We start from the raw sequence: 19,220 nt of genomic DNA, 5'->3' as shown, positions 1-19,220 counted from the left end.
TACTGAGTGGGTCGGGGGAGTCCTACACGTCCTCCCACGCCAGCGAGCTCATCCTCCAGCCGGCTGGCGTGCGGACGAACTGGGTGAGCTTGCGGCCGGACCCCTCGAACCACTCGCCGTCGCGGGAACCGGACTTGCGGTACTCGCTGAACCGGTGCGCGATCGATCCGAAGATCTCCGTCCGCTCGGCGACCTCCCATTCGGAGAACTCCGTCAGCGTCCCGTCGGTGAGGATCTTCTCCCGAGGTACGACGAATCCGTCGAGATCGTAGATCACGGGCTCGCCTCCGACGTGACTGATGATGATTCCTTGTGGAATGAACACCTCACGGACAACGTCCACGTTCGGGCGACGGCCGCCGGTATTGTCGAATGCACCGAGAAACGCACGCATCAGTCCGTCAAGCTCGGCCTTGTCACGCAGCGGGTCGGCGACCATCGGACTCCATTCATCTAACTGATGTTGTGTGAACCTACTGTGCATGTCAGTACGCATGCCCGTGGAGGTGCAGCGCTCGGCATCGGCTGGCTGTTCCTGCGGCTCGCGCTGCTGGTCGGGTCTGTGGTCCGCGTGGTCGAGGTCGGGCTGTTGCCGGTCCTTGTCCGAGCAGAGCGTCACGACGACATCGGCCCCGGTGCGTGCTGCCCCACATTCGCCAGTACCACGGTCCGTTCGACCCCTTCAGTGGTCGCTGGTATTAGGCGGCGCACGGCGACAGGTCTCGACGCGGTCACATCTCTGGTCCCCGCTTGGTTCAGGGGTTTGTGCTGCGATCTCGCGCCGCTGACGCGATACCGTCGCGAGGTCTTCGGTCAGGCCTGTGCGAGTGTGGCCATGATGGTGTCGATGTTCTTCATCAGCGACAAGTGGCCCTCGCCGGGGACCAGGTGGGTGGTTGCGCCGGCGACGTGTTCGCCGAGCCAGCGGCCGTGGTTTCGTGGGACCATGCGGTCCTGGTCGCCCTGCCAGATCGAGACGGGTACCCGGATGCGCGCCAGATCGATGCCCCAGTCGGTCAGGAACGCGAGGTCGTCGTCGCGCCAGCCGTCGTACCCGCGCGAGACCGCGGCACGGCACGACGCGGCCAGGTAGCCGGCGAGCCCATCGCGAAGGGTCTGCTGGTCAACTGCGGACAGGAGATCACCGAACGCGGTAATGATGTCGTCAGCCTGGACGTCCCTCAGTTCGCTGCCGGCCTCGGCAAGGAACTCGCCGAGCGCCTCGACGCCGGTCGCCGCCGCCCCGAACTCCGCGACGTTCTCCGCACCCATCCCGGCAAGCCAGTCGAGCCCTTCAGCGTCGTACGGCGCCACACCCGCGACGATCGCCGCACCGCGGCACCGCTCCGGCAACAGCGCCGCGCAGGCAAGCGCGTGTGGCCCGCCACCCGACCAGCCGAGGGTCACGAAATCATCAGCCCCCACCGCATCGAGCAACGCACCAACGTCACCCGCCACTTCAGCCACCCGCCGTCCCCGCTGAGGACTGCTGTCCCGATACCCCGGCCGGCTATGCGTAACAAACCGCATCCCGTACCGAGCAGCCGCCTCGGCCACAGGCTCAAGCACCATGGCCACGCCAGGCGTGCCGTGATGCATCACCAAGGGCCGCCCGCCACTGGGCCCCTGAACCACGTACTCCAGACTCCGCCCACCAGAAAGCTCTAGTCGCTCCACACCCCAAATCCTAGAAGCCCCAGAACCCTCCTCACCGAGCAGTACAACGCGACGATGGCTGACAAGCTGGCCGCGAAAGGAGGGCCGACGGCCATCGAACCGGTCGCTGAGCTGTCGGCGGCTGACATCCGCGTGATGCTGGCGCAACTCGGCGACATGGCGAACGCGTTGGATACTGCGAATCGTAACGATCTCGCCCAGCTGTACGCCTGACGATCGCCAAGCGGCTCACCCTGCTGGAGTGCAGATCGTGGGACGCCGGGAGTCGAACCCGGTGCTTGCTTTCTGGCAATCAACTGCCAGCGCCCCGTCTGAATCACTCCGTCATTCGCACGCCTTCCCGTCCTTGTCCCGGTCAAGCCGCGAGTTCCATCCGGGAGCACCAGGAGTCAGTGGAAGCGGAACGCCCGACGCCCGCGCTTCAGCGCAGTTCGCGAAGAACAGTTCTTCAGTCTCCTGCGTCGGCTGCTGTGAAGGCTTCGTCGTTGGCGGCACAGTCGGCTTGGAACAGTACGCGGGTGTCTTCGCATCAGCGGCGATGTAGGCCACCTGCTTCGGGTGGGTCCCGTAGCCATCTCGTCCGTCGTACCGTGCGATACCTAACCCACTCTGGATCTGGTTCAAACCAGCGTCCTCATCCGCCAGAGAAGGGACGATGACGTAGCGCAACAACCTCCCGTACCGATCCTTGTCATCGCGATTCGGCACCGCGATCAGCAGAACCGGATCTCCGGCCAAGAGCACTTGGAGGTGCTCGCGCGCCTTCTCGTACCCGCACTGCCCTCGCTCGGGCGTGTCGATTCCGATCAGCCGAACCGTCTGCCCTGACGACACTTTGATAGTGTCGCCGTCCACGACCTGCGTGACCCTGACGGCCGTCGCGGGGGTCGCCGGGGCCTTCGTCGTCGGTGCCTTGGCCGACGGCTTGGCCGACGGCTTGGGCGACGGCTTGGGCGACGGCTTGGGCGACGGCTTGGTGCTGGCCTGCGGCTGCGTCGCCGGCGCCGTCGTCGGGTCGGAGCTGGTCGAGGCGCTGCTGCTGTCGCCGTTGCTCGGGATGATGCTGACGAGCACGATCAGGCCGACGATCGACGCGACAACGATGAACCAGACGCGCTGATAGAACGGCTTCTTCGGCGGCTTCCAGCCGGGCGGCGGGCCCTGCGGCTGGTATCCCCCCGGGGGAACCTGGTTCGGCTGGTTCTGGTCCTGCGGAGACAAGGTGTCTCCCCCCTCATGAGTGATGCGTGGTGGTCAGCCCTTCCTCGGATTAGACCGGGGTGAGGCCTCGCGGGCGATACGACGTCGGGTGGCGTTGCATGAAGCAGACCTCGACCCGAGTGGGCCGGGGGCGCTGCTGTGGTGGGGGTGGATCAGGGAACGGGCACCGGAGCCGGGGTGTTCGGCAGGTCGTAGGTGGTGCCGTTGTACGTGACCTGCACGCCGGGCAGGACGGTGTTGACGAACTGCTCGGCCGGGGTCTGCGGCACGTAGTAGCTGGTGGGGGACGAACCCGCCGGGCAGGTGAACAGTGAGCCGATGCGCTCGCCGGAGAAGAAGGTGCCGCCCTTGGTCTCGTCGATCCCGCTGAGGGTGAAGCCGGTGACCTTGTTCGCCGATTTGTTGACGATCGTGGTGACGTTGAGCGCGCGGGACTGCACGGTACGGAGGGTCCACTTCTGGGTGCTGCCGTCCGAGCACGTCCAGGCGTTGGCGTTGTTGTCCATCTGGTACTTGCTGGTGAAGGTGATCTTGCCGTCCTTCACCGCGTTCTGCAGGGCGTTGTCGTTCAGGCCGAACAGAGTCTGGACGTCGCCCTTGTCCACGGTGCCGACGCTCTTGTCGTCGTAGGTCACGGCGGCGTTCGCGGAGGACGCGGCCATGGCGATCGGTGCGCCTACTGCGGTGGCGGCCAGAAGGCCGAGGACGATCTTGCGCATGGTGTGCGTCTCTTTCCTTGGTGTTCTTGGTGATCAGCGCGCTCGTTGCGTGCGACCTGGTCGGTACTCTATCGGGGTTCTATGAGAGTTCTATAAGAATCTAAATTGCCTCTATAGACATCCAGTGGCCCCCTGCCTGCTACACTCGGGTCCCATGGCGCGCCCCTATGGAGACCCGGTGGAGATCATCACCGCACCCGTCCCCGCCCAGTCCCCGTTCATCCCTGCGGACGCGAAGATCGTGGTGGGCGCGGTCGCGCCGGCGTCCCCCGATCCGATCCCGATCGTGCTGCTACCGGGTTTCGAGTACCGGATGCGCGAGTGGCGGCACCCGACCACCCATGAGATCCACTGGCAGCTAGAGCGGAGAAAATCCGCCCAGCACGGCGACGACGACGAGTAGCCTCACCGAACGCCAAGCCATGACTTTCAGCGACGCGAGCCCGGACCGCTACCGAAGCCGCCCTGACCGCTGCCTGCTCGCGGGCTTGTCGCGAAGTGCCTCAACCTCCGACAGCAGCAGCGGCCCTGCAGGAGCGGACTTGCTTCGAGCCGCTGGCCTCAACTCACCCTGTCACGCAGGGGTACGCCGCCTTCAGGGCTGTGCGTCTGGGGATGCGTCGGCGGAGTAGTGTTTTCGCTCTGATGCCTCCAGCCCGCGCCCGCCGTCCTCGTCCGGCCGACATGACAGTCCCCATCGGCGCGCGCACGGTGTTCACCGACGGTGCCTGCTCGGTCAACCCTGGACCTGGAGGCTGGGCCTGGGCGCTGTCGACGACCGAGTATGCCGCCGGTCACGAGGCTGCCTCCACGAACCAGCGGATGGAGATCCGTGCTGCCCTCGAGGCCGTGCGGGCGAACGACGGTCCGCTGCTGGTCGTCTCGGATTCGACCTACGTCGTCAACTGCTTCCGCGACGGGTGGCACACAGGTTGGCTCGAGCGAGGCTGGCTCACCTCAGCAAAGAAGCCGGTCGCCAACAGGGATCTATGGGAGCCCCTGGTGGCGTTGGTGATCAAGCGCAGGGATGTCGCCTTCCAGTGGGTAAAGGGCCATTCCGGCCACGAGATGAACGACTTCGTGGATGGCTTGGCCGTCGCTGCCTGCTTCCCACAGCACTGACCTCGATGGACGCGCGGCATCCCATGTGCACGTGAAGGAACACGCATCTTGATCTCACGTCTCAAGCGCGGGTTTACCGGCCGATCCGTCATGAGCTGGGCATCACGGCGTTCGGTACGACTGCGTGGACGGGCCATGCCGTCGGAGACCTGGTCATCAACTGGCATGACGAGGACGACCCCACGGCTGACCGGGAGCTCTTCTTTGTCGTGCGGGGGCACGCCATGTTCGCGCTCGAGGCTGACGAGGTCGATGCGTCGGCCGGAACTCCGCAGTACCCGATGTTGTTCTTCAACCTCGCCTGCTGCCAGAGCCGCTGCGGCCGGACCAGTGACGCGCTCGACCACCTCCGACGCGCCGTCGAGATGTCAGAGGAGGTTTCGCACTGCGGCGAGGAGGAACTCCGACCTGGATCCGATCCGCGACGAACCGGCCATCAGGCAACTGATCGACGGATAGGTCTCGGCAGGATCGAAGACGTCCGAAGGTTGCGTCTTGTTACGATCCGGCGCGAGTGCTTTCCTGATCGTGGGGGTGCGGTGCGGACGGGCGAGGTGCCTGCGGTCGCCGCACAGGACGATGAGCGATGGATCGAGTACGACGTACCTCGTGGTGGAAACCGGATCGCACGAGGGGCAGCGGATCAATCTGACCGGCGCCCGCATGACGGTCGGCCGGTTGCCGAGCTGCGAGGTGCGGTTCGAGGACCCGTACCTGAGCCGGACGCATGCGGCGCTGTGGCAGCAGGGCGGTGTGGACTACGTCGAAGATCTCGGCTCGGCCGGCGGCACCTTCGTGAACGGCGAGGCGATCACGGTGCCGCGGCGGCTGTACCCGGGAGACCGTGTTGCGTTCGCGGACTTGCAGCTTCGCTACGGCACGGGCGAGGGCGCGCCGACCGCGGTTCGCTACGACATCGGCGATCAGCGAGCGCACACGATCAACAATGTCGGGCGGGACCAGTACGTGCAGCAGGTGATCCAGCAGCGGGAGAACTTCTTCCGCGAGATCGCCGCGACGAAGACGAAGGCCCGCGGGCTGATCTGGACCGGTGTCGTGGTGTTCCTGGTCGGACTCGCCATCGCCGCCTTCGGTTGGTACACGTACTTCGGTCAGATCGTGGACCTCTCGTCCGCGACCAGCATGCCCACGAAGGACGACCTGAGCGGGTTCTTGGTGTTCGCGCTCGGGGGCCTGGTCAACCTGGTCGGCGTACTGCTGATCATCGCCGGGATCGTGCTGCACATCGTCGCCACTGCGCGCCGCCGGCGGATCGACCGGGAACTGCCGCCACCCCAGTCCATGAGATGAGTCGCGATGACCTTCAACATCGGCAACCAGAACGCCGCCAACATCAACAACGTCGGCCGCGACCAGCACATCACGGGCGGTCAGACCGGCATCGTGGTGACGTCGGAGCAGGCTCTGCAGGCGCTCGCCGACCTGCGAGCGGGCGTCAAGGCCACGCGTCTGGACCCGGTGTCCTCGGTCACGGTGGAGACGGAACTCCGCGACATCGAGGCCGGCTTCCACCAGCCGGAGCCGGATCGGACCCGGATCGCGCCGAGGCTCGAGCGGCTGACCCGCATCCTCCTCGCCGCGGGGTCACTGGCCTCGGCCGGATCGGCCCTCGTTGGGCCTCTCGGCATGCTCGCGCACTGGCTGGGAGCTCTCGGAGCGCCGATCCTCGGCCTGCTGCCGGCTCTGCTGTGACTACGGGGTTGGTTCCCGCCGTACCCATGTGCCGCAAGAGGACACGGCACCGAGGTATGTGCGGCCTCAGCCGAAGGTGCGGTCGGGGCAGCCGATCATGCGGACGGTCAGAGCTGCGTCGGTCGTCATGTTCAGGTCGCCGTCGCACGTCACCTTGGCCTGCGCGGGGTCGACGGTGGCCGTGCTGATGTTCGTCGCGGTGACGTCGAGCTGTTGGCGACCGGTGCGCTGTCCGGTGGTGCGCTGCTCGTATGTGTAGGCACTGATCAGCACGACATTGCGACGGCGCTGGATAGTGCCGAGCCGGAGGAGCTGAGCGAGTTCTACTCGTCGCTCAGGTTGTCTGACGTATCACCACACCGATCAGATCGTCGATGTGAAGGTCGACCCGATGGGGGACCGTATGGATAAATTGAGTCCGCGGGTCCGCGGGGTCCGCGGGGGAGGGGAGCTCGTCGACTCCGCCTCCGGTCGGAGTGGCGTCCAGCAGAGTGGTGTACGTCAATGGCCGGTGATGACGAGTGTTGGTGAGTCGTGCACGAGGCCTGGAAGTGCGGACGTCTCGTAAGGCTGCCGCAGTCCCGGCCGCCACGCGAGAAGCCGCGTGCGCGATCCTGCGTCGAGGGCGATCGCCAGCCAGCCTCCAGGTTCGGCGAAGGCCAGACCGGGTTGGGATTTGGCGGGCAGCTCGATGCTCGGCACGATGTCCAGCCGGCCGGTGTCGAGTCGCATTACCGCGATGTCCGCGGGTGGGAGCGGGTGGCCTTCGAAGCGTGAGTCGGTCGTTGCTCGTTCGAGAACGAAGGCGATCCGCTTGCCGTCAGGGCTGACGACACCGCAGCAGGCGGGGTGTGGAAGGGGGTATCCGGTGGTCGCGCCGCCGGCGATGGCCCGGAGGCGCAGCGTGCAGCTTGTCGCGTCGTCTGCTTGACAGCCGCTGGTCCAGAAGACTTGGCCCGCGCCGGCCGCGAGAGGCGACACAAGTCGTTCAAGCCGGGCCCGCACCTGACCGGTGTGTGCATCGATGAGCACGAGCCACGACGGCGGCGCTGACGGATTGGCCTGCAGTAACCCGACGATCGTGTCGCCCACGATTGCGGATGGGTAGAAGCCGGCCGGCAGCCGTACTGGCCGCCCGCCGGCCACGGGCGTGATCGTCGCGTAGGGGCGGTCGGCGGCGAAGGAGACGATCCATACGCGGTTTCGGTCGGTCAGCAATGACTCGGTCGGGTCGAGTGAGCGGATGAACCTGAGACGGTGATCGACGCTGATGCGCAACATCGCATAGTGGGCCGTCTCGTTGCAGGAACGCGTTGTCGCGTACGCCGTGACCGGATCGCCGGCCAGCACAGCGGCGTACTCGCCCGGACGGACGACCTCGTCAGGCAGGTTCATCGCGTGACCGCTGTCGAAGTCGACTAGTCGTAGCCGGTCGCCGCCGAGCAGCACCCGGATCCCGGTGCGCTCCGCAGGTGGCGCACTCGACACGATGGGCAGCAGTGTGTCGGCTCCGCATGCGCCGGGCGTGGTCGGCCACGGCCTCGCCGACCGCCCGTCCGGAATCGTGCCGATCGGCTCGGAGGGTGTGGTACTCGGCACCGCCGCATGCTGCGCCGGACCCGTGGAGGCGTGGAGTGCGATCAGCGTCAGCGCCGCCGCCAGGGTCAGGATCCATCCGGCGGTTCGGCGTCCGCGTCTCGAGGTGCTCCCCACCTCGAGGAGCTCTTCCTGATCGTGCTCCACGCCACCATGAAATCACCACGCCACCGGTGGCAGTCCGGCCAGCGTGATCCGCCGCACGCACCGCGGGCGTTGTGAGCCGTCCGCGGCGGGCGCATAGCCGACGCCGAGGCGCCCGACGCTGACCGAGAAATCTCTGTGGCGCGAGGAACTTGAGCCGTACGTCGACCCGCTCGGCAATGTCGCGAGGGCTTTGGATGCCGCCTGGCCGGAGGAGCTCAGTGAGCTCTAGTCGTCGCTGCGCTTGTCACGTACCACCATCAAGTCCGTCGAGAACTCCGAGAGGATGACGGCGACCGCTTTGTCCATCCACCCGTGCCCGACTCCGAAGCGCCGCTTTCCCGTGGCGCGGTTCCACAATCGCACGGTCTTGTCGGCGAGGCCGCTGGGAGTGCGGCTCTTCGGGCTGAAGGCCATGTCCATGACGGCGTCGGTGACTGACTTCTCCGTTCTCTTCCGGGGCCGACCAGTGCCGTCCCGGTCCGCGCGTGATGGGTGGGTCTGGTAGCTGCTAGGCGCCGGGTTGGCTGTCGCCGTAGGTGCCGCCGGTGTCGCTGCCGACCACGCGGCGGTTGTGCATCTCCGAGAGGGAGTCGACGCGTACCTGCTGGTCCCAGCTGATCTGATCCCAGCTGCCGAGCACGTACGTCATGTTGTACGGGCCGTCAGCGGGCGAGTTCAGGAAGGACGGCGAAACCATGCTGAAGTAGCTGTCGAGATCGCTCGGCAGGGTCTTCGAGTCGGCCGTCAGAAGCAGCGGCGCGTGGAAGCCGAGGTGCGACAGCGGTGCCGACGCGATCGCGCCCTGCCAGTCGTTGATGTTGACGAGCGTGAAGCCGTGGCCCGGCCCGGTGATCTTCCAGCCGAACATGCCGGCGGGATCCCACATCTTCGAGAACGCGAGCGCCGTGGCCTCCGGTGAGTCCGGCGGCGGTGCGTTGAACGCGACCGGGTCGTCGTTCGTGACCCGGATGACCTCGCCGTACTGGTCCCGTCAGCGCAACCGCTACGGATACGTTGCGAGTGGTAAACGCTGGGTGACGCTGACGCGAATCGTGAATAGCGGCTGGTCGGGTTCCCGGGGGCACCTGGGGCCAGGCGTTCATGCGAGCGGGAAGCGACGCGCGGCCGGCCGCCGCGACCGCGGCCCCAGCCCGGCGTCTTCGTAGCGCCGCAGCCGGCATGGCCAAGCCGCTACGTCGGGCGAGTGGACCAGTGATCGGCTCAGCGCTGAGACGACGGCGGGCCGTTCGGTACCTGCCAGCCGGTACGGCGAATTCCGGCTCTCATAACGCCAGGAACACCGCTGACGGGGGCGTTTGCCGGTCGATTTACAGGCAGCCTGAAGAGAACCGAAGCCCCGTCAACCCGGACGTGGGCGATGTGTCAGGAGGCGGACGGTATGGAGCGTGCAGATTGGCTGGACGGTGCTTTCACTTCGACCGAGGCCCGGTTCCTCATGGTCACGGCGATCACGCATCACCAGATCAGCTCGCCGAACTGGGGCGAGCGCGAGGTCTTGAAGTTGCACGCCGAACTCGCGGAGATCGAGCTCGGCGCGCTGCGGCTGGTCGCCGCGTCCCCGGTGAGCGCCGAGTGACGGCAAACCGTGGCCAGCTGATGGCCTGATGTCTGCCATCCTGCGTGAGGCTTGGCGTACCGCGGTACCGGACCTGGACGACCGGCACGGGCCGCTGCCGCCTCTGATGCTGCTGCTGACGGTGGTCACCGGCCTGGTCGACGCCTTCAGCTATCTGGTTCTCGGCCATGTCTTCGTCGCCAACATGACCGGCAACGTGGTGTTCGCCGGCTTCGCGATCGCGGGCGCCGGCGGATTCGCGCTCGCCCCGAATGTGGTGGCGCTGGTCGCCTTCGCCGCGGGTGCCTTCGGCTGTGCCCGGGTGATCCGAACCGTCTGGTCGCACCGTGCCCGTGTCCTCTTCCTGGCTCTTGCTCTGCAGGTCCTCCTGGTCGCGGGCGCGTTCCTGACCGCCGAAGTGTCCGGATCTCCGGTGAAGGCGGGAACCCGCTACGCGCTGCTCAGCCTGCTCGGGCTGGGTATGGGCGTACAGAACGCCGCAGCCCGAGCACTGGCCGTGCCCGACCTCACCACGACTGTGCTGACCCTCACCATCACCGGGACTGCGGCCGACAGTCGGCTGGCAGGCGGTGCCGGGTCCAGAGCCGGGCGGCGTCTGCTGTCGATCGCGGCCATGTTCCTGGGTGGCCTCACTGGCGCCCTGCTCGTCGTGAACGTTCGGGTGTCGCTGCCCCTCCTCCTCGCCGCAGTACTGCTCGCCGCTGCCTGCGGGATCGCCTGGCGGCTCACCCGATCCGATGCTCCTTGGACTCGGCCCCTGTGAGGTCCGCGTGTTGACCGGCACTTCTGGACCGCCAGAAGGAATGAGCGGCAGAATCGACGTAGTTTCAGCAGTCGGGGCACGGCAGCGGCAATCAAGGCCGTCGGCGTCCGGCGAAGGAAGCGATGAGATGGCAAGCGGCCAGGTGAGCTCGCCCATCGTTCGCTGGTCCGCCAGGCTGCTCGCCAGCGTGGCGATGGTCGGTGCGGTGACGGGCGTCGTCGCGCTGCTCAAGCCGCACGTACCCGCACTGAATCTTCTGGTGCTCTACCTGCTCGCGGTGCTGCCGGTCGCCGTCCTGTGGGGAGCGCGCCTAGCGGCGGTGATGTCCGTCTTCAGCATCACGGTTTTCGCCCTGCTCCTGTCGTCGGGTGCTTCGGTCCTGATCGCCGACTCCCGCAACGTGGTGGCCCTGGGAGTGTTCCTGGTGACGGCGGTCGTCGTGGCGGAGCTCGCGGCGCGATCCCGCCGGTCGGCGGTCGAGTCGGCGCGCTTGACGAAGGAGCAGTCGGCGTTGCGGCGGGTGGCGACGCTGGTCGCGCAGTCGGGTCCGCCAAGGGAGGTCTTCGAGGCCGTCACCAGGGAGGTTGGCCTGCTCTGCGGCGCTGATCTGGCCCGGATGGAACGCTATGAGCCGGATGGGACCGTGACCGGGGTCGCTGCCTGGAGCCTCGGGCAGGGTCATCTGGCCGTCGAGACACAGTTCGACCTCGGCGGGCTGAGTGTGGCCCGCGACGTCAAGCGAACCGGTGGTCCGGTCCAGCTCGAGACGTTCGCCGGGGCCTCGGGCACGATCGCGCGCGAAGCGCGTGCGCTGGGCATCCGCGCGTCGGTCGGTTGCCCCGTCGTGGTGGCCGGCCGATTGTGGGGCGTGATCGCCGCCTCGACGAAAGGCGATACTCCGTTCCCGGCGAACACGGAGTTACAAATCGCGAGCTTCACCGAGCTCGTCGCCACGGCCGTCGAGAACGCCGAGTCCCGGGCCGAGCTCCGCCGCTTGGCCGACGAGCAGGCCGCCCTGCGGCGGGTGGCGACACTTGTCGCCAACGGGGTCGCATCCGATCTCGTGTTCGCCGCAGTGGCCCACGAGCTCAATCAGCTGACCGATGCGGAGATCACCGGAATCTTTCGGTTCGAGTCCGACGGCATGGCGACCCTGATGGGGAGCCGCGGGTTCGGGAAGGACGAGTTGCGGGTCGGCGAACGCCTGATGCTGCCGGCGGCATCGGCCATCGCCTCGGTCCAGGCGACCGGCCAGTCCGCACGGCACGACGAGGACGCCGAGCTGCAGCGCCTCCCCGAGTCCCTCCGCGGCTGGGAGGTGCGGTCGGCGGTGGCCAGCCCGATCATCGTGGAGGGCCGCTGCTGGGGCGGCATCGGCGTCGCCTCGCGGCGCAGTTCCTTCCCCGCGGCAACCGAACGGCGGATGGTCGAGTTCACCGAGATCGCCGCCACCGCGATCGCGAACGCGGAGAGCCGTGCGCAGCTGATGGCGTCTCGTGGGCGGGTGGTCGCCGCCGGAGACGAGATGCGGCGCAGGCTGGAGCGGGACCTGCACGACGGGGCGCAGCAGCGGCTGGTGTCATTGGCGCTGGAGCTCCGCTTCGCCGGGGAGACCGTGCCCCCTGAGCTGCCGGTGCTTCGGACCGTTTTCGCCCAAGCGGCTGAGGATCTCACCGAGGTGCTGGAAGAGCTCCGTGAGATGTCCCGTGGCCTGCACCCGGCGATCCTGGCCGAGGGTGGCCTCGGCCCCGCGCTGCGGACGCTGGCCCGCCGCTCGGCCGTCTCGGTGGAGCTGAAGGTCGAGACCGAGTCGAGGTACCCGACACCGGTGGAGGTGGCGACGTACTACGTCGTCTCCGAGGCGCTGACCAACACGAGCAAGCACGCCGCCGCTTCACATGCGGAGGTCATCCTCGAGGAGCGAGCGGACACGCTGTGGCTGCGAATCCGTGATGACGGTGTCGGCGGTGCGGAACCGCAGGGCGGTTCGGGGCTGGTCGGGTTGCGCGACCGGGTCGAGGCTCTCGGCGGGTCGATCGACGTCGTCAGCCCTGTCGGGCATGGCACGGTGATGGAGGTTTCTCTGCCCATCAAGCGGACTGACAACGGCGGTGTCCCTGGTGGGCCCTGAGGAATGCCGGCTCGCATCGGTGGCCGCTCATCACTCAGCGGGGTTCCTTGAGAGCCGCTGACTCGACGAGGGACCGTCACGCCGGGAGGCCGAGCACTTCACGGATGGCGCCGGCGGACAGCCTGGTCTTAGGGAGGAAGCCGGCGGCCGGGCTCGCCGTGATCAGGTCGGCGTAGTCCTCCTCGGCGTGGGTGGAGAGCAGGATCACCGTCGCCGTTGCCACGGTGCCCTCGCGGGTCAACCGCCGTACGACGTCGAAGCCGCTCTGCTCGCCGAGGTTGATATCGACCAGGGTCACGTCCGGCCCGACCTCCACGGCGTACCGGATCGCGTCGGCGCTGTTTGTCGCCTCGGCCACGACCAGGAGGCCCCCGCGCTCCAGCAGACCGCGCGCGGCCGCCAGGAAGCGGGGGCTGTCATCGACGATCATGCAACGCAGCGCCATGACCTCAGGGTGGTGCGCGGCCGACCTCCGGGCATTCCTGCTAACTGGATCATCGCTCGTGGGCGACGGAGATGCCTGCTGTCGGGTACCGGGCGCTCTCGTTGGCGGCAAGGGTTCGGGCAGGGCCGGGTGCGATCGTTGGCGACGTGCACCAGGGACGCCGCCTGAAATGGGCCTGATGATCATGCTCGGATACCTGCAGCAGCTCGGAGCACACTTCGGCGCGTGGTTGTACTTCATCGCCAGCGGGCTGCTCTTCGCCGAGGCAGCGCTTCTGGTCGGCTGGACCCGGTTACTCGCCAGCAGCACGCGGGACCGCACACACACAACCCGTTGCTCCGATAGCAGCTAGGCCGCCAATGGTTGCCGCTGGCATATATCTGGGCGAGCACCGACTGGCACCTTGCCGAGTGCGGCTGGAGCATCAGTACCGGTAGCGCCAAGCCGAGGATTCCAGCCAGCATGCCCGCACGATTGCCGCTGACGCTGAGGATCCGCGGCCGATTCCGAACCAGGCTTCGCCACGTCGGTTCCTGACGCAGAGGGCAAGTGTGAAGGACGATCATGAGCTGGGACAAAGTGACATCGCCCGCGCAGTTGCGCACGGTCGCAAGATGGGGAGCACTCAGGCAGTCGCCGGTGCTGTTCGTTCTCGTGGCGGCGGTCATCCTTGTGGATCAGGCGACAAAGTGGCTGGGTTGGCGGCGTGCCGGGGCAATCATCAACCCGGGCGGCAACTGGCTCGTCGGTCGCACGATCGGCGGATGGTACGCGGATCCGCTGACGGGTCCACTGCTCGACCTTCTGAGCCTTCTCCTGGTCAGTGTTGCTATGTCCCTCCTCGTGCGTGGTCGACGGCCCGCCATCGTCCTCGCTTCCGGCGCGCTGATGCTGGGTGGATGGGGAAGCAACCTGCTCGACAGGCTGGGAGTTCATCACTGGACCGCTCCAGGCAGCGGCCGTGGAGCGGTCGACTTCGTTCACATCGGCCGCTACTTCTACAACTTCGCGGACTTCTGCATCATCGGGGCGACAACGCTGTTCCTGCTGTCCATCGCCAGTGTGGGCTGGCGCGCCAAGGCGCCTGCGGCTGGTCGGCGTCGTCCCGCGGCCGAGCCGGTACGGCTCAACTCGCGCCAGGACGAGGCTCGAGGCCCGAGCTGATCCACATCGACACCAACAGCCGCACGTGCTGCTGCGGTTAGAAGTTGATGCGGGATCCATGACTACGCGGTCGCGGGGGAGGCCGAGATGTACAGCGCGATGACGTGGGCGTTGCTCTATCGCCGTCGTCGCCTGGTCTGGTGCCCCGGTAGGGGTTGGGTCCAGCGAGTGCCGCGAGATCGATGCCCACGGCCCGGTGCAGGCGAGCGCAATCCTTCGCAAGAACATGGTGGGCCCGGCCGCCAACGTCGGCATCAAGCTCATACATCGCCCACTGGCTCAGGCCAAGGCGGCGGCCTCGGCCGGGGTCAGGTTGATCGCCGCGGCGGCGACGTTGTCCTCCAGGTGTGAGACGGGCAGTCGGTGGAGAAGGCGGCCGACCCCGGGATCTGGGAGCTCATGTGGTTCGGCCATGTGCGGTGACCGCTGGATTGGCAGACCTCTCTCGATTCCTGGCGAACTGGGGTGAATTGCGACCACAGGTGCAAACCAGGATCACCTGCCCGCGCTGACAGCCAGGCGGTGATTCAGGCGCGCAACGACTAGCCCGACAAGGAGAAGTCCAGGCTGTCGAAGACCCGGCGGCGCGCCGCCCATTCGATTGGCAGCACCACGGCGAGCGGACTGACGACGGGGGTGCGCCTGCTGGGCCCTGAGGAAGAGCGCAGCATCTGGCTAGCCGGTAGGGCGAATGGCGGCGAGCAGGGCAGCCGCGAGCCCGCCGCAAGGCCAGGATGGAGATGGGTCGTCCGGGGGCCTTGCCGGTGCCGGCGCAGGTCGTCGGATCGAGCCGGGATGACGACCGAGGGACCAAACATGCAGACATTCGCGGGGTTCGAGATCGCGCGACTTCGCCGCGCCGGTGGTAGACATCGCAGGTGGTGGACGTTGGGGGCGGTGGCCTTCGGCCTGTTCATGATCATGCTCGACAACACGATTGTGAATGTGGCACTGCCGACGATCCAGCGGGATCTCGGACTCTCGCTCGAGGAACTCGAGTGGATCGTGGCCGGTTACGCGCTCACATTCGCTGCCTTCATGCTGACGGGCGGCAAGCTGGCCGATCTGCTGGGGCGGCGGAAGGTCTTCGTGGCCGGTCTCGTCGTCTTCACCGTCACGTCCCTCTTATGCGGGCTGGCCGGCTCGGCGCACCAGCTGATCGCGTGGCGGATCGTGCAGGGGATCGGCGCCGCGATGATGAACCCGGCGACGCTGAGCATCATCGCCGCGACTTTCCCACCACGGGAGCGCGGCAGGGCCATCGGCCTCTGGGCGGGCGTCTCGGCGCTCGCGCTCGCGATCGGTCCGCTCATCGGAGGTCTGCTGACCGAGCACGTCGGTTGGAGCTGGATCTTCTTCGTCAACGTACCGGTCGGTGCGCTGGCGATCGTGGCCAGCCTTCTATTCATCGACGAGTCGCGAGACGAGTCGGAGGTGCGGCGTCTGGACGTCCCGGGCTTGGTCACGTCTGGCATCGGACTGTTCGCGCTCACCTACGCGCTGATCCAGGCGAACGCCTCCGGGTGGACGTCTGCCAGGATCCTGGGCGCGTTCGCGCTCGCAGTTGTCGGCCTCGCCGCATTCCTGGTCATCGAACTGCGTTCACGGGTGCCGTTGCTCGACCTGAGACTGTTCCGTGACGCGACCTTCACCGGCGCGAACCTGGCGACGCTCCTGTTGTCACTGGCCATGTTCGGTGTGTTCTTCTTCGTCTCCCTCTACGTGCAACAGATCCTCGGCTACTCACCGGTGAAGGCCGGCCTGACGTTCCTCCCGATGACCGTGCTGATCATTCTCGTCGCCCCGCAGGCCGGCGGTATCTCGGACAGGATCGGCTCGCGCTGGGTCGTAGGCACGGGCCTGACACTCGTCGGGATCTCGCTCGCCCTCCTCTCGCGGCTCGACGCGTCGACGACGTTCGCGGGCATCCTGCCCGGGCTGGTTCTCGGTGGCATCGGGATGGCCATGTCGATGGCGCCGGCGACTGCCGCCGCGCTGGCCTCGGTACCTGTGTCACAGGCGGGCGTTGGGTCCGCGGTCCTCAACACGCTGCGCCAGGTCGGCGGCTCGATCGGGATAGCCGTCATGGGGGCGATCGTCGCGCATGTGCTCAGCTCGTCGCTGTCTGCGGGCGACTCCGAACCGGTCGCGTTCGTCCACGGCTACCAGGTGAGTCTTCGGATTGCCGCGGTCATCGCCTTGGCGGGGGCGTTGACGGCAGTCACCCTGATCCGCCGTACACCCTCGCCAGTGGTCGCGCAGACGCCGGACGCTAGCGCCCGGCGTCGTTGATTCCTCGGCAGCACAGCTAGCTGTTGTTCTGCGTCGGGACGCTAGTCCAATGACACGGTGGACCACGCGCAGCCGAGGATGTCTGGGTCTGCTGGCGGGGCGTGCATTGCCAATACGAGTACCGCGTCTGGTAGTCGTCGGCGTAGGGCCATGAGCACGTGGTTCCCGGTGCCGGCGTCGAGGCCCTTCGTCGGTTCGTCGATGAGCAGCACGGCGGGATTCGTGGCAAGCGCACGGGCGATGTAGAGGCGTCGCCGCCCACCGCCGGAGACGTTGCGTCCGCCGACTTCGATCTGGCGGCCGTTCCGCATCGGTGTCTCGGGCAACCAGTAGTCAGACACGGTCAGGCCGCGGCGGTCGGAGGTTGCCTGGAGGATCGGGATGCAGCCGGCGCGGCGATTGTCGTCGCTGCCGACCGATGCCAGGCGCTCGCCCGCCTGGCGGGAGGTAGCCCGTGCTACGAGAGCGGTGACGAGGCGTTCGGCGTTCCCATCACGCCGGCCGCGAGCAGGGCGAGGAAGACCAGCGTGGAGACCGTCGCGCCTTCTCGCGCGCCCAGTGCGACGGTGAGCAACAACGCGGCCGCGGTCACGGCGTGGCAAGCCACCGGCGGACGTGTGGTCGCCATCTCGTGGCGGTATCGATCGCCCTCGAAAGTCGAAAGACAACGAGCCCGGCGGCGATGCCCGGCGATCCCTCGGCGCCAGGTCCGCCACCTGCTCTCCCCGTAGCTAATAGGTAGAGGACATTCCTGCGAGCGCTCCTTGGAGACGGGCGCTCGCCGCAATGCTGCCAAGCCTCCAAGAGGCGAGCCTGAGAGCGCAAGGTTGGGACGATAAGGCTTTGAGAGGTGTGGAGATGCGGCAGATTCGCGTCACGAAGACCGATACACGGAAGCGGCGGGGTGCGTTGCTCGACACCTCGACGCTGGATCTTCGGGATCCTGATATCGGCAGGGCCGAGCAGGTGGGGCGAGCCGGCGATGCGGGCTTGCTACGACTACAGGCTGACCGGTGATGGGCTGCATCTGTTGTACGAGATGCATGGTGTGGATGATGCTGGAGGCAACGGTCCCGATGCTGGGCCTCGATTGCGGGACAGCTGGCTCCGGCTTCGGAGATTGAGATGGGCTCGGGCGTCCACCGTCTTGCTACGGCGTACAGGCTCGTGTGGAGTGCGTTGTCCGGTTTGGTCGGCGTACTGGGCCTTATGGCGGGAGTGTTTCTCGTGCCGGCCGATGTGCTGTACCCCCTCTTCTTCATCGCCGCCCTCCTCGGATTGACCGTGGCCACCACTTCCTGGTCGAAGACGGAAGAGACCACAATCTCGGCCAGATCGGGGAGATCTGCTGTCATCGCCGTCACCGTGATCTCAGCGATCGTCGCCTGCGCGGGCCATGTTGTCCTCTTGGGGGCCGCTGGTTCAGGTTTGGTGGTGGTGCTCTGCGTCACGTCGCCAGCCGCGATGCGCTGGTGCAGTCGCAGGCTGGGGCACATTCCAGGCACGCTCGGCGGCAGCGACGCGCTCACTACGGCCGAGCTGTGCCGACTCTGGCAAGACAGCTACGAGGCCCTCCGGGATGCGACCACGGCGACCGCTCGACTGCGCATCGTCCAAACCCGACAGCTCTATCTGGACGAGCTCGAACGACGCGAACCTGTCGGGCTCAAGACCTGGCTGGGAGACAACGCCAGCGCCGCGGGTGATCCCAGCCGATTCCTGGCTAGGGATGGCGAGGACGTCCCTCCGGCCGACGGATGACTCGCAGCCGCCTGCCTCACCGCCCGGTGGCTCACACGATCCCGCGCCACTTGGACTCAGGCCATGTAACGCCGTCCATCACGGCGTCGTGTGTCCGGTCAGCGGCCATCAGGGATTCCTGCTGGCGGGAAGCGCCGGCGGCGCGGCACCGGGGATACTTTTCGACATGACAACTGAGCCTTCCCACCAGCATCCGGAGAGCAACGACGGTGCGACCGTCGCACGCGTGCTGCTGGCTGAGGACGATGTCCTCCTCCGTGAGGGACTGGCCGGTCTGTTGGAGCGGTCGGGGTTGGAGGTGGTCGCGCAGACCGGCGACAGCGCATGGATTCTGCCGCTGGTTCGCGAGTTGAAGCCCGACCTGGTCGTGTTGGACATCCGAATGCCGCCGACGAACGCCATCGAGGGACTGGACGCCGCGCGGGAGATTCGCAAGGAGTTTCCGGCGACCGGCATCTTGGTGCTGTCTGCTCACGCCGAGGTCGAGCACGCGATGGAACTGCTGGCGACCGGTCAGCGGATCGGCTACCTGCTCAAGAGCCGCGTGACGGATGTGGATGAGTTCATCGACACGCTGGCGAGGATCGTCAAGGGTGGCTCGGTGATGGACCCGGCGCTGGTGCAGGAACTGGTGAGCGCCCGCCGCTGCAACGACCCGCTCGCCGGGATGAGCCAGCGGGAGGGCGAGGTACTCGCGCTGATGGCAGAGGGACGGTCGAACGCGGGCATCGCGCGTCGGCTCTGGGTGACCGAGGGCACCGTGGAAAAGCATGTTCGGCACATACTGGCCAAGTTGAGTCTCCCAGAGACCGCCGATGATCACCGCCGGGTGCTCGCCGTGGTCGCCTTCCTCGAGGCTCGCTGACCGGACG

26 protein-coding genes are annotated in these 19,220 nt (G+C 67.1%); 14 read left to right on the top strand and 12 right to left on the bottom strand.

Features of this window, described 5'->3' with window-relative positions:
• Positions 1 to 22: 22 nt before the first annotated feature.
• Together EV644_RS12565 and EV644_RS12560 are read right to left on the bottom strand one after the other, a co-directional pair.
• Positions 23 to 439: a DUF4440 domain-containing protein gene (locus EV644_RS12565; protein ID WP_132188425.1), complete on the bottom strand. Its 417-nt coding sequence runs from the start codon at positions 437 to 439 to the stop codon at positions 23 to 25.
• A 374-nt stretch (positions 440 to 813) separates the two neighbouring features.
• Positions 814 to 1,599 carry an alpha/beta fold hydrolase gene (locus EV644_RS12560; protein WP_255511304.1) on the bottom strand — a complete coding sequence of 262 codons (786 nt, stop codon included), beginning with the start codon at positions 1,597 to 1,599 and terminating at the stop codon, positions 814 to 816.
• Between the two features lie 132 nt (positions 1,600 to 1,731).
• On the opposite strand from EV644_RS12560, the gene EV644_RS44505 reads away from it, so the two are divergent.
• Positions 1,732 to 1,890 (top strand): hypothetical protein, encoded by a 159-nt coding sequence (locus EV644_RS44505; RefSeq protein WP_158292806.1) that lies wholly within the window; start codon positions 1,732 to 1,734, stop codon positions 1,888 to 1,890.
• A gap of 111 nt (positions 1,891 to 2,001) precedes the next feature.
• On the opposite strand, the gene EV644_RS12555 is transcribed toward EV644_RS44505, so the two are convergent.
• The gene (locus tag EV644_RS12555; protein ID WP_132188423.1) at positions 2,002 to 2,532 is read right to left on the bottom strand and encodes a thermonuclease family protein; all 531 of its coding nucleotides are present in this window, start codon (positions 2,530 to 2,532) and stop codon (positions 2,002 to 2,004) included.
• On the opposite strand from EV644_RS12555, the gene EV644_RS12550 reads away from it, so the two are divergent.
• Positions 2,519 to 2,797 (top strand): hypothetical protein, encoded by a 279-nt coding sequence (locus EV644_RS12550; protein ID WP_158292805.1) that lies wholly within the window; start codon positions 2,519 to 2,521, stop codon positions 2,795 to 2,797. The genes EV644_RS12555 and EV644_RS12550 overlap by 14 nt on opposite strands.
• A gap of 253 nt (positions 2,798 to 3,050) precedes the next feature.
• On the opposite strand, the gene EV644_RS12545 is transcribed toward EV644_RS12550, so the two are convergent.
• Positions 3,051 to 3,617 carry a hypothetical protein gene (locus tag EV644_RS12545; protein WP_132188421.1) on the bottom strand — a complete coding sequence of 189 codons (567 nt, stop codon included), beginning with the start codon at positions 3,615 to 3,617 and terminating at the stop codon, positions 3,051 to 3,053.
• 154 nt (positions 3,618 to 3,771) lie between these two features.
• On the opposite strand from EV644_RS12545, the gene EV644_RS12540 reads away from it, so the two are divergent.
• The 4 genes from EV644_RS12540 to EV644_RS12525 all read left to right on the top strand — a co-directional run bounded on the left by EV644_RS12540 (position 3,772) and on the right by EV644_RS12525 (position 6,452).
• Positions 3,772 to 4,020, top strand: a complete 249-nt coding sequence (locus tag EV644_RS12540; protein WP_132188420.1) for a hypothetical protein — start codon at positions 3,772 to 3,774, stop codon at positions 4,018 to 4,020.
• Between the two features lie 281 nt (positions 4,021 to 4,301).
• Positions 4,302 to 4,739, top strand: coding sequence for a ribonuclease H family protein (locus EV644_RS12535; protein ID WP_132188419.1), 438 nt, complete (start codon positions 4,302 to 4,304; stop codon positions 4,737 to 4,739).
• 579 nt (positions 4,740 to 5,318) lie between these two features.
• A complete protein-coding gene (locus EV644_RS12530) occupies positions 5,319 to 6,050 on the top strand; it encodes an FHA domain-containing protein (protein WP_132188418.1) in 732 nt (243 codons plus the stop codon).
• A gap of 6 nt (positions 6,051 to 6,056) precedes the next feature.
• Positions 6,057 to 6,452, top strand: a complete 396-nt coding sequence (locus tag EV644_RS12525) for a hypothetical protein (RefSeq protein ID WP_132188417.1) — start codon at positions 6,057 to 6,059, stop codon at positions 6,450 to 6,452.
• Between the two features lie 66 nt (positions 6,453 to 6,518).
• Here the strand turns inward: EV644_RS12525 and EV644_RS12520 are convergent, their stop codons facing one another.
• The 4 genes from EV644_RS12520 to EV644_RS12505 all read right to left on the bottom strand — a co-directional run bounded on the left by EV644_RS12520 (position 6,519) and on the right by EV644_RS12505 (position 9,081).
• Positions 6,519 to 6,725, bottom strand: a complete 207-nt coding sequence (locus EV644_RS12520; protein WP_132188416.1) for a hypothetical protein — start codon at positions 6,723 to 6,725, stop codon at positions 6,519 to 6,521.
• Between the two features lie 228 nt (positions 6,726 to 6,953).
• Positions 6,954 to 8,195: a TolB-like translocation protein gene (locus tag EV644_RS12515; protein WP_132188415.1), complete on the bottom strand. Its 1,242-nt coding sequence runs from the start codon at positions 8,193 to 8,195 to the stop codon at positions 6,954 to 6,956.
• Between the two features lie 225 nt (positions 8,196 to 8,420).
• Positions 8,421 to 8,615, bottom strand: coding sequence for a hypothetical protein (locus EV644_RS12510; RefSeq protein ID WP_132188414.1), 195 nt, complete (start codon positions 8,613 to 8,615; stop codon positions 8,421 to 8,423).
• Positions 8,616 to 8,703: 88 nt separating this feature from the next.
• Complete coding sequence (locus EV644_RS12505; protein WP_132188413.1) at positions 8,704 to 9,081, bottom strand: hypothetical protein; 378 nt, start codon at positions 9,079 to 9,081, stop codon at positions 8,704 to 8,706.
• 513 nt (positions 9,082 to 9,594) lie between these two features.
• Between EV644_RS12505 and EV644_RS12500 the strand changes: the two genes are divergently transcribed.
• The 3 genes from EV644_RS12500 to EV644_RS12490 all read left to right on the top strand — a co-directional run bounded on the left by EV644_RS12500 (position 9,595) and on the right by EV644_RS12490 (position 12,686).
• Entirely contained in the window at positions 9,595 to 9,792 is a 198-nt protein-coding gene (locus EV644_RS12500) for a hypothetical protein (RefSeq protein WP_132187557.1), read from the top strand.
• A 28-nt stretch (positions 9,793 to 9,820) separates the two neighbouring features.
• A complete protein-coding gene (locus EV644_RS12495) occupies positions 9,821 to 10,555 on the top strand; it encodes a DUF1275 family protein (protein ID WP_132188412.1) in 735 nt (244 codons plus the stop codon).
• 127 nt (positions 10,556 to 10,682) lie between these two features.
• Positions 10,683 to 12,686: a GAF domain-containing sensor histidine kinase gene (locus tag EV644_RS12490; protein ID WP_158292804.1), complete on the top strand. Its 2,004-nt coding sequence runs from the start codon at positions 10,683 to 10,685 to the stop codon at positions 12,684 to 12,686.
• 76 nt (positions 12,687 to 12,762) lie between these two features.
• Here EV644_RS12490 and EV644_RS12485 read toward each other — a convergent pair whose 3' ends face one another.
• Entirely contained in the window at positions 12,763 to 13,131 is a 369-nt protein-coding gene (locus EV644_RS12485; RefSeq protein ID WP_132188410.1) for a response regulator, read from the bottom strand.
• Positions 13,132 to 13,309: 178 nt separating this feature from the next.
• Between EV644_RS12485 and EV644_RS44500 the strand changes: the two genes are divergently transcribed.
• Both EV644_RS44500 and EV644_RS12480 read left to right on the top strand, forming a co-directional pair.
• Positions 13,310 to 13,483, top strand: a complete 174-nt coding sequence (locus tag EV644_RS44500; protein ID WP_158292803.1) for a hypothetical protein — start codon at positions 13,310 to 13,312, stop codon at positions 13,481 to 13,483.
• 302 nt (positions 13,484 to 13,785) lie between these two features.
• Positions 13,786 to 14,295 carry a signal peptidase II gene (locus EV644_RS12480; protein WP_158292802.1) on the top strand — a complete coding sequence of 170 codons (510 nt, stop codon included), beginning with the start codon at positions 13,786 to 13,788 and terminating at the stop codon, positions 14,293 to 14,295.
• Positions 14,296 to 14,574: 279 nt separating this feature from the next.
• Here EV644_RS12480 and EV644_RS47145 read toward each other — a convergent pair whose 3' ends face one another.
• Positions 14,575 to 14,709, bottom strand: coding sequence for a hypothetical protein (locus tag EV644_RS47145; RefSeq protein WP_255511298.1), 135 nt, complete (start codon positions 14,707 to 14,709; stop codon positions 14,575 to 14,577).
• 402 nt (positions 14,710 to 15,111) lie between these two features.
• Here EV644_RS47145 and EV644_RS12475 point away from each other — a divergent pair, with 402 nt between their 5' ends.
• On the top strand, positions 15,112 to 16,587 hold the full coding sequence (locus EV644_RS12475; RefSeq protein WP_158292801.1) for an MFS transporter: 1,476 nt from the start codon (positions 15,112 to 15,114) through the stop codon (positions 16,585 to 16,587).
• 41 nt (positions 16,588 to 16,628) lie between these two features.
• Here EV644_RS12475 and EV644_RS47500 read toward each other — a convergent pair whose 3' ends face one another.
• Entirely contained in the window at positions 16,629 to 16,928 is a 300-nt protein-coding gene (locus EV644_RS47500) for an ATP-binding cassette domain-containing protein (protein WP_305000078.1), read from the bottom strand.
• A gap of 116 nt (positions 16,929 to 17,044) precedes the next feature.
• Complete coding sequence (locus EV644_RS44495; RefSeq protein WP_158292800.1) at positions 17,045 to 17,215, bottom strand: hypothetical protein; 171 nt, start codon at positions 17,213 to 17,215, stop codon at positions 17,045 to 17,047.
• Positions 17,216 to 17,766: 551 nt separating this feature from the next.
• Between EV644_RS44495 and EV644_RS12465 the strand changes: the two genes are divergently transcribed.
• Complete coding sequence (locus tag EV644_RS12465) at positions 17,767 to 18,348, top strand: hypothetical protein (RefSeq protein WP_132333364.1); 582 nt, start codon at positions 17,767 to 17,769, stop codon at positions 18,346 to 18,348.
• A gap of 166 nt (positions 18,349 to 18,514) precedes the next feature.
• On the top strand, positions 18,515 to 19,213 hold the full coding sequence (locus EV644_RS12460; RefSeq protein ID WP_132188406.1) for a response regulator: 699 nt from the start codon (positions 18,515 to 18,517) through the stop codon (positions 19,211 to 19,213).
• The last annotated feature ends 7 nt before the right edge of the window (positions 19,214 to 19,220 follow it).

The organism is Kribbella orskensis, assembly GCF_004342085.1.
Classification (GTDB): Bacteria; Actinomycetota; Actinomycetes; order Propionibacteriales; family Kribbellaceae; genus Kribbella; species Kribbella orskensis.
Note: the sequence above shows the minus strand (reverse complement) of the source record. Positions and strands in the feature narration are given on the sequence as shown.

Coding starts and splice junctions, on each gene's coding strand:
- EV644_RS12460 (WP_132188406.1), top strand. CDS start 18,515: ATGACAACTGAGCCTTCCCACCAGCATCCGGAGAGCAACGACGGTGCG.
- EV644_RS44505 (WP_158292806.1), top strand. CDS start 1,732: ATGGCTGACAAGCTGGCCGCGAAAGGAGGGCCGACGGCCATCGAACCG.
- EV644_RS12525 (WP_132188417.1), top strand. CDS start 6,057: ATGACCTTCAACATCGGCAACCAGAACGCCGCCAACATCAACAACGTC.
- EV644_RS44500 (WP_158292803.1), top strand. CDS start 13,310: ATGATCATGCTCGGATACCTGCAGCAGCTCGGAGCACACTTCGGCGCG.
- EV644_RS12510 (WP_132188414.1), bottom strand. CDS start 8,615: ATGGACATGGCCTTCAGCCCGAAGAGCCGCACTCCCAGCGGCCTCGCC.
- EV644_RS12535 (WP_132188419.1), top strand. CDS start 4,302: ATGACAGTCCCCATCGGCGCGCGCACGGTGTTCACCGACGGTGCCTGC.
- EV644_RS12485 (WP_132188410.1), bottom strand. CDS start 13,131: ATGGCGCTGCGTTGCATGATCGTCGATGACAGCCCCCGCTTCCTGGCG.
- EV644_RS12530 (WP_132188418.1), top strand. CDS start 5,319: ATGAGCGATGGATCGAGTACGACGTACCTCGTGGTGGAAACCGGATCG.
- EV644_RS12565 (WP_132188425.1), bottom strand. CDS start 439: ATGGTCGCCGACCCGCTGCGTGACAAGGCCGAGCTTGACGGACTGATG.
- EV644_RS12490 (WP_158292804.1), top strand. CDS start 10,683: ATGGCAAGCGGCCAGGTGAGCTCGCCCATCGTTCGCTGGTCCGCCAGG.
- EV644_RS47145 (WP_255511298.1), bottom strand. CDS start 14,709: ATGGCCGAACCACATGAGCTCCCAGATCCCGGGGTCGGCCGCCTTCTC.
- EV644_RS12475 (WP_158292801.1), top strand. CDS start 15,112: ATGCAGACATTCGCGGGGTTCGAGATCGCGCGACTTCGCCGCGCCGGT.
- EV644_RS12500 (WP_132187557.1), top strand. CDS start 9,595: ATGGAGCGTGCAGATTGGCTGGACGGTGCTTTCACTTCGACCGAGGCC.
- EV644_RS12560 (WP_255511304.1), bottom strand. CDS start 1,599: ATGCATCACGGCACGCCTGGCGTGGCCATGGTGCTTGAGCCTGTGGCC.
- EV644_RS12545 (WP_132188421.1), bottom strand. CDS start 3,617: ATGCGCAAGATCGTCCTCGGCCTTCTGGCCGCCACCGCAGTAGGCGCA.
- EV644_RS44495 (WP_158292800.1), bottom strand. CDS start 17,215: ATGGCGACCACACGTCCGCCGGTGGCTTGCCACGCCGTGACCGCGGCC.
- EV644_RS12540 (WP_132188420.1), top strand. CDS start 3,772: ATGGCGCGCCCCTATGGAGACCCGGTGGAGATCATCACCGCACCCGTC.
- EV644_RS12505 (WP_132188413.1), bottom strand. CDS start 9,081: ATGTGGGATCCCGCCGGCATGTTCGGCTGGAAGATCACCGGGCCGGGC.
- EV644_RS12495 (WP_132188412.1), top strand. CDS start 9,821: ATGTCTGCCATCCTGCGTGAGGCTTGGCGTACCGCGGTACCGGACCTG.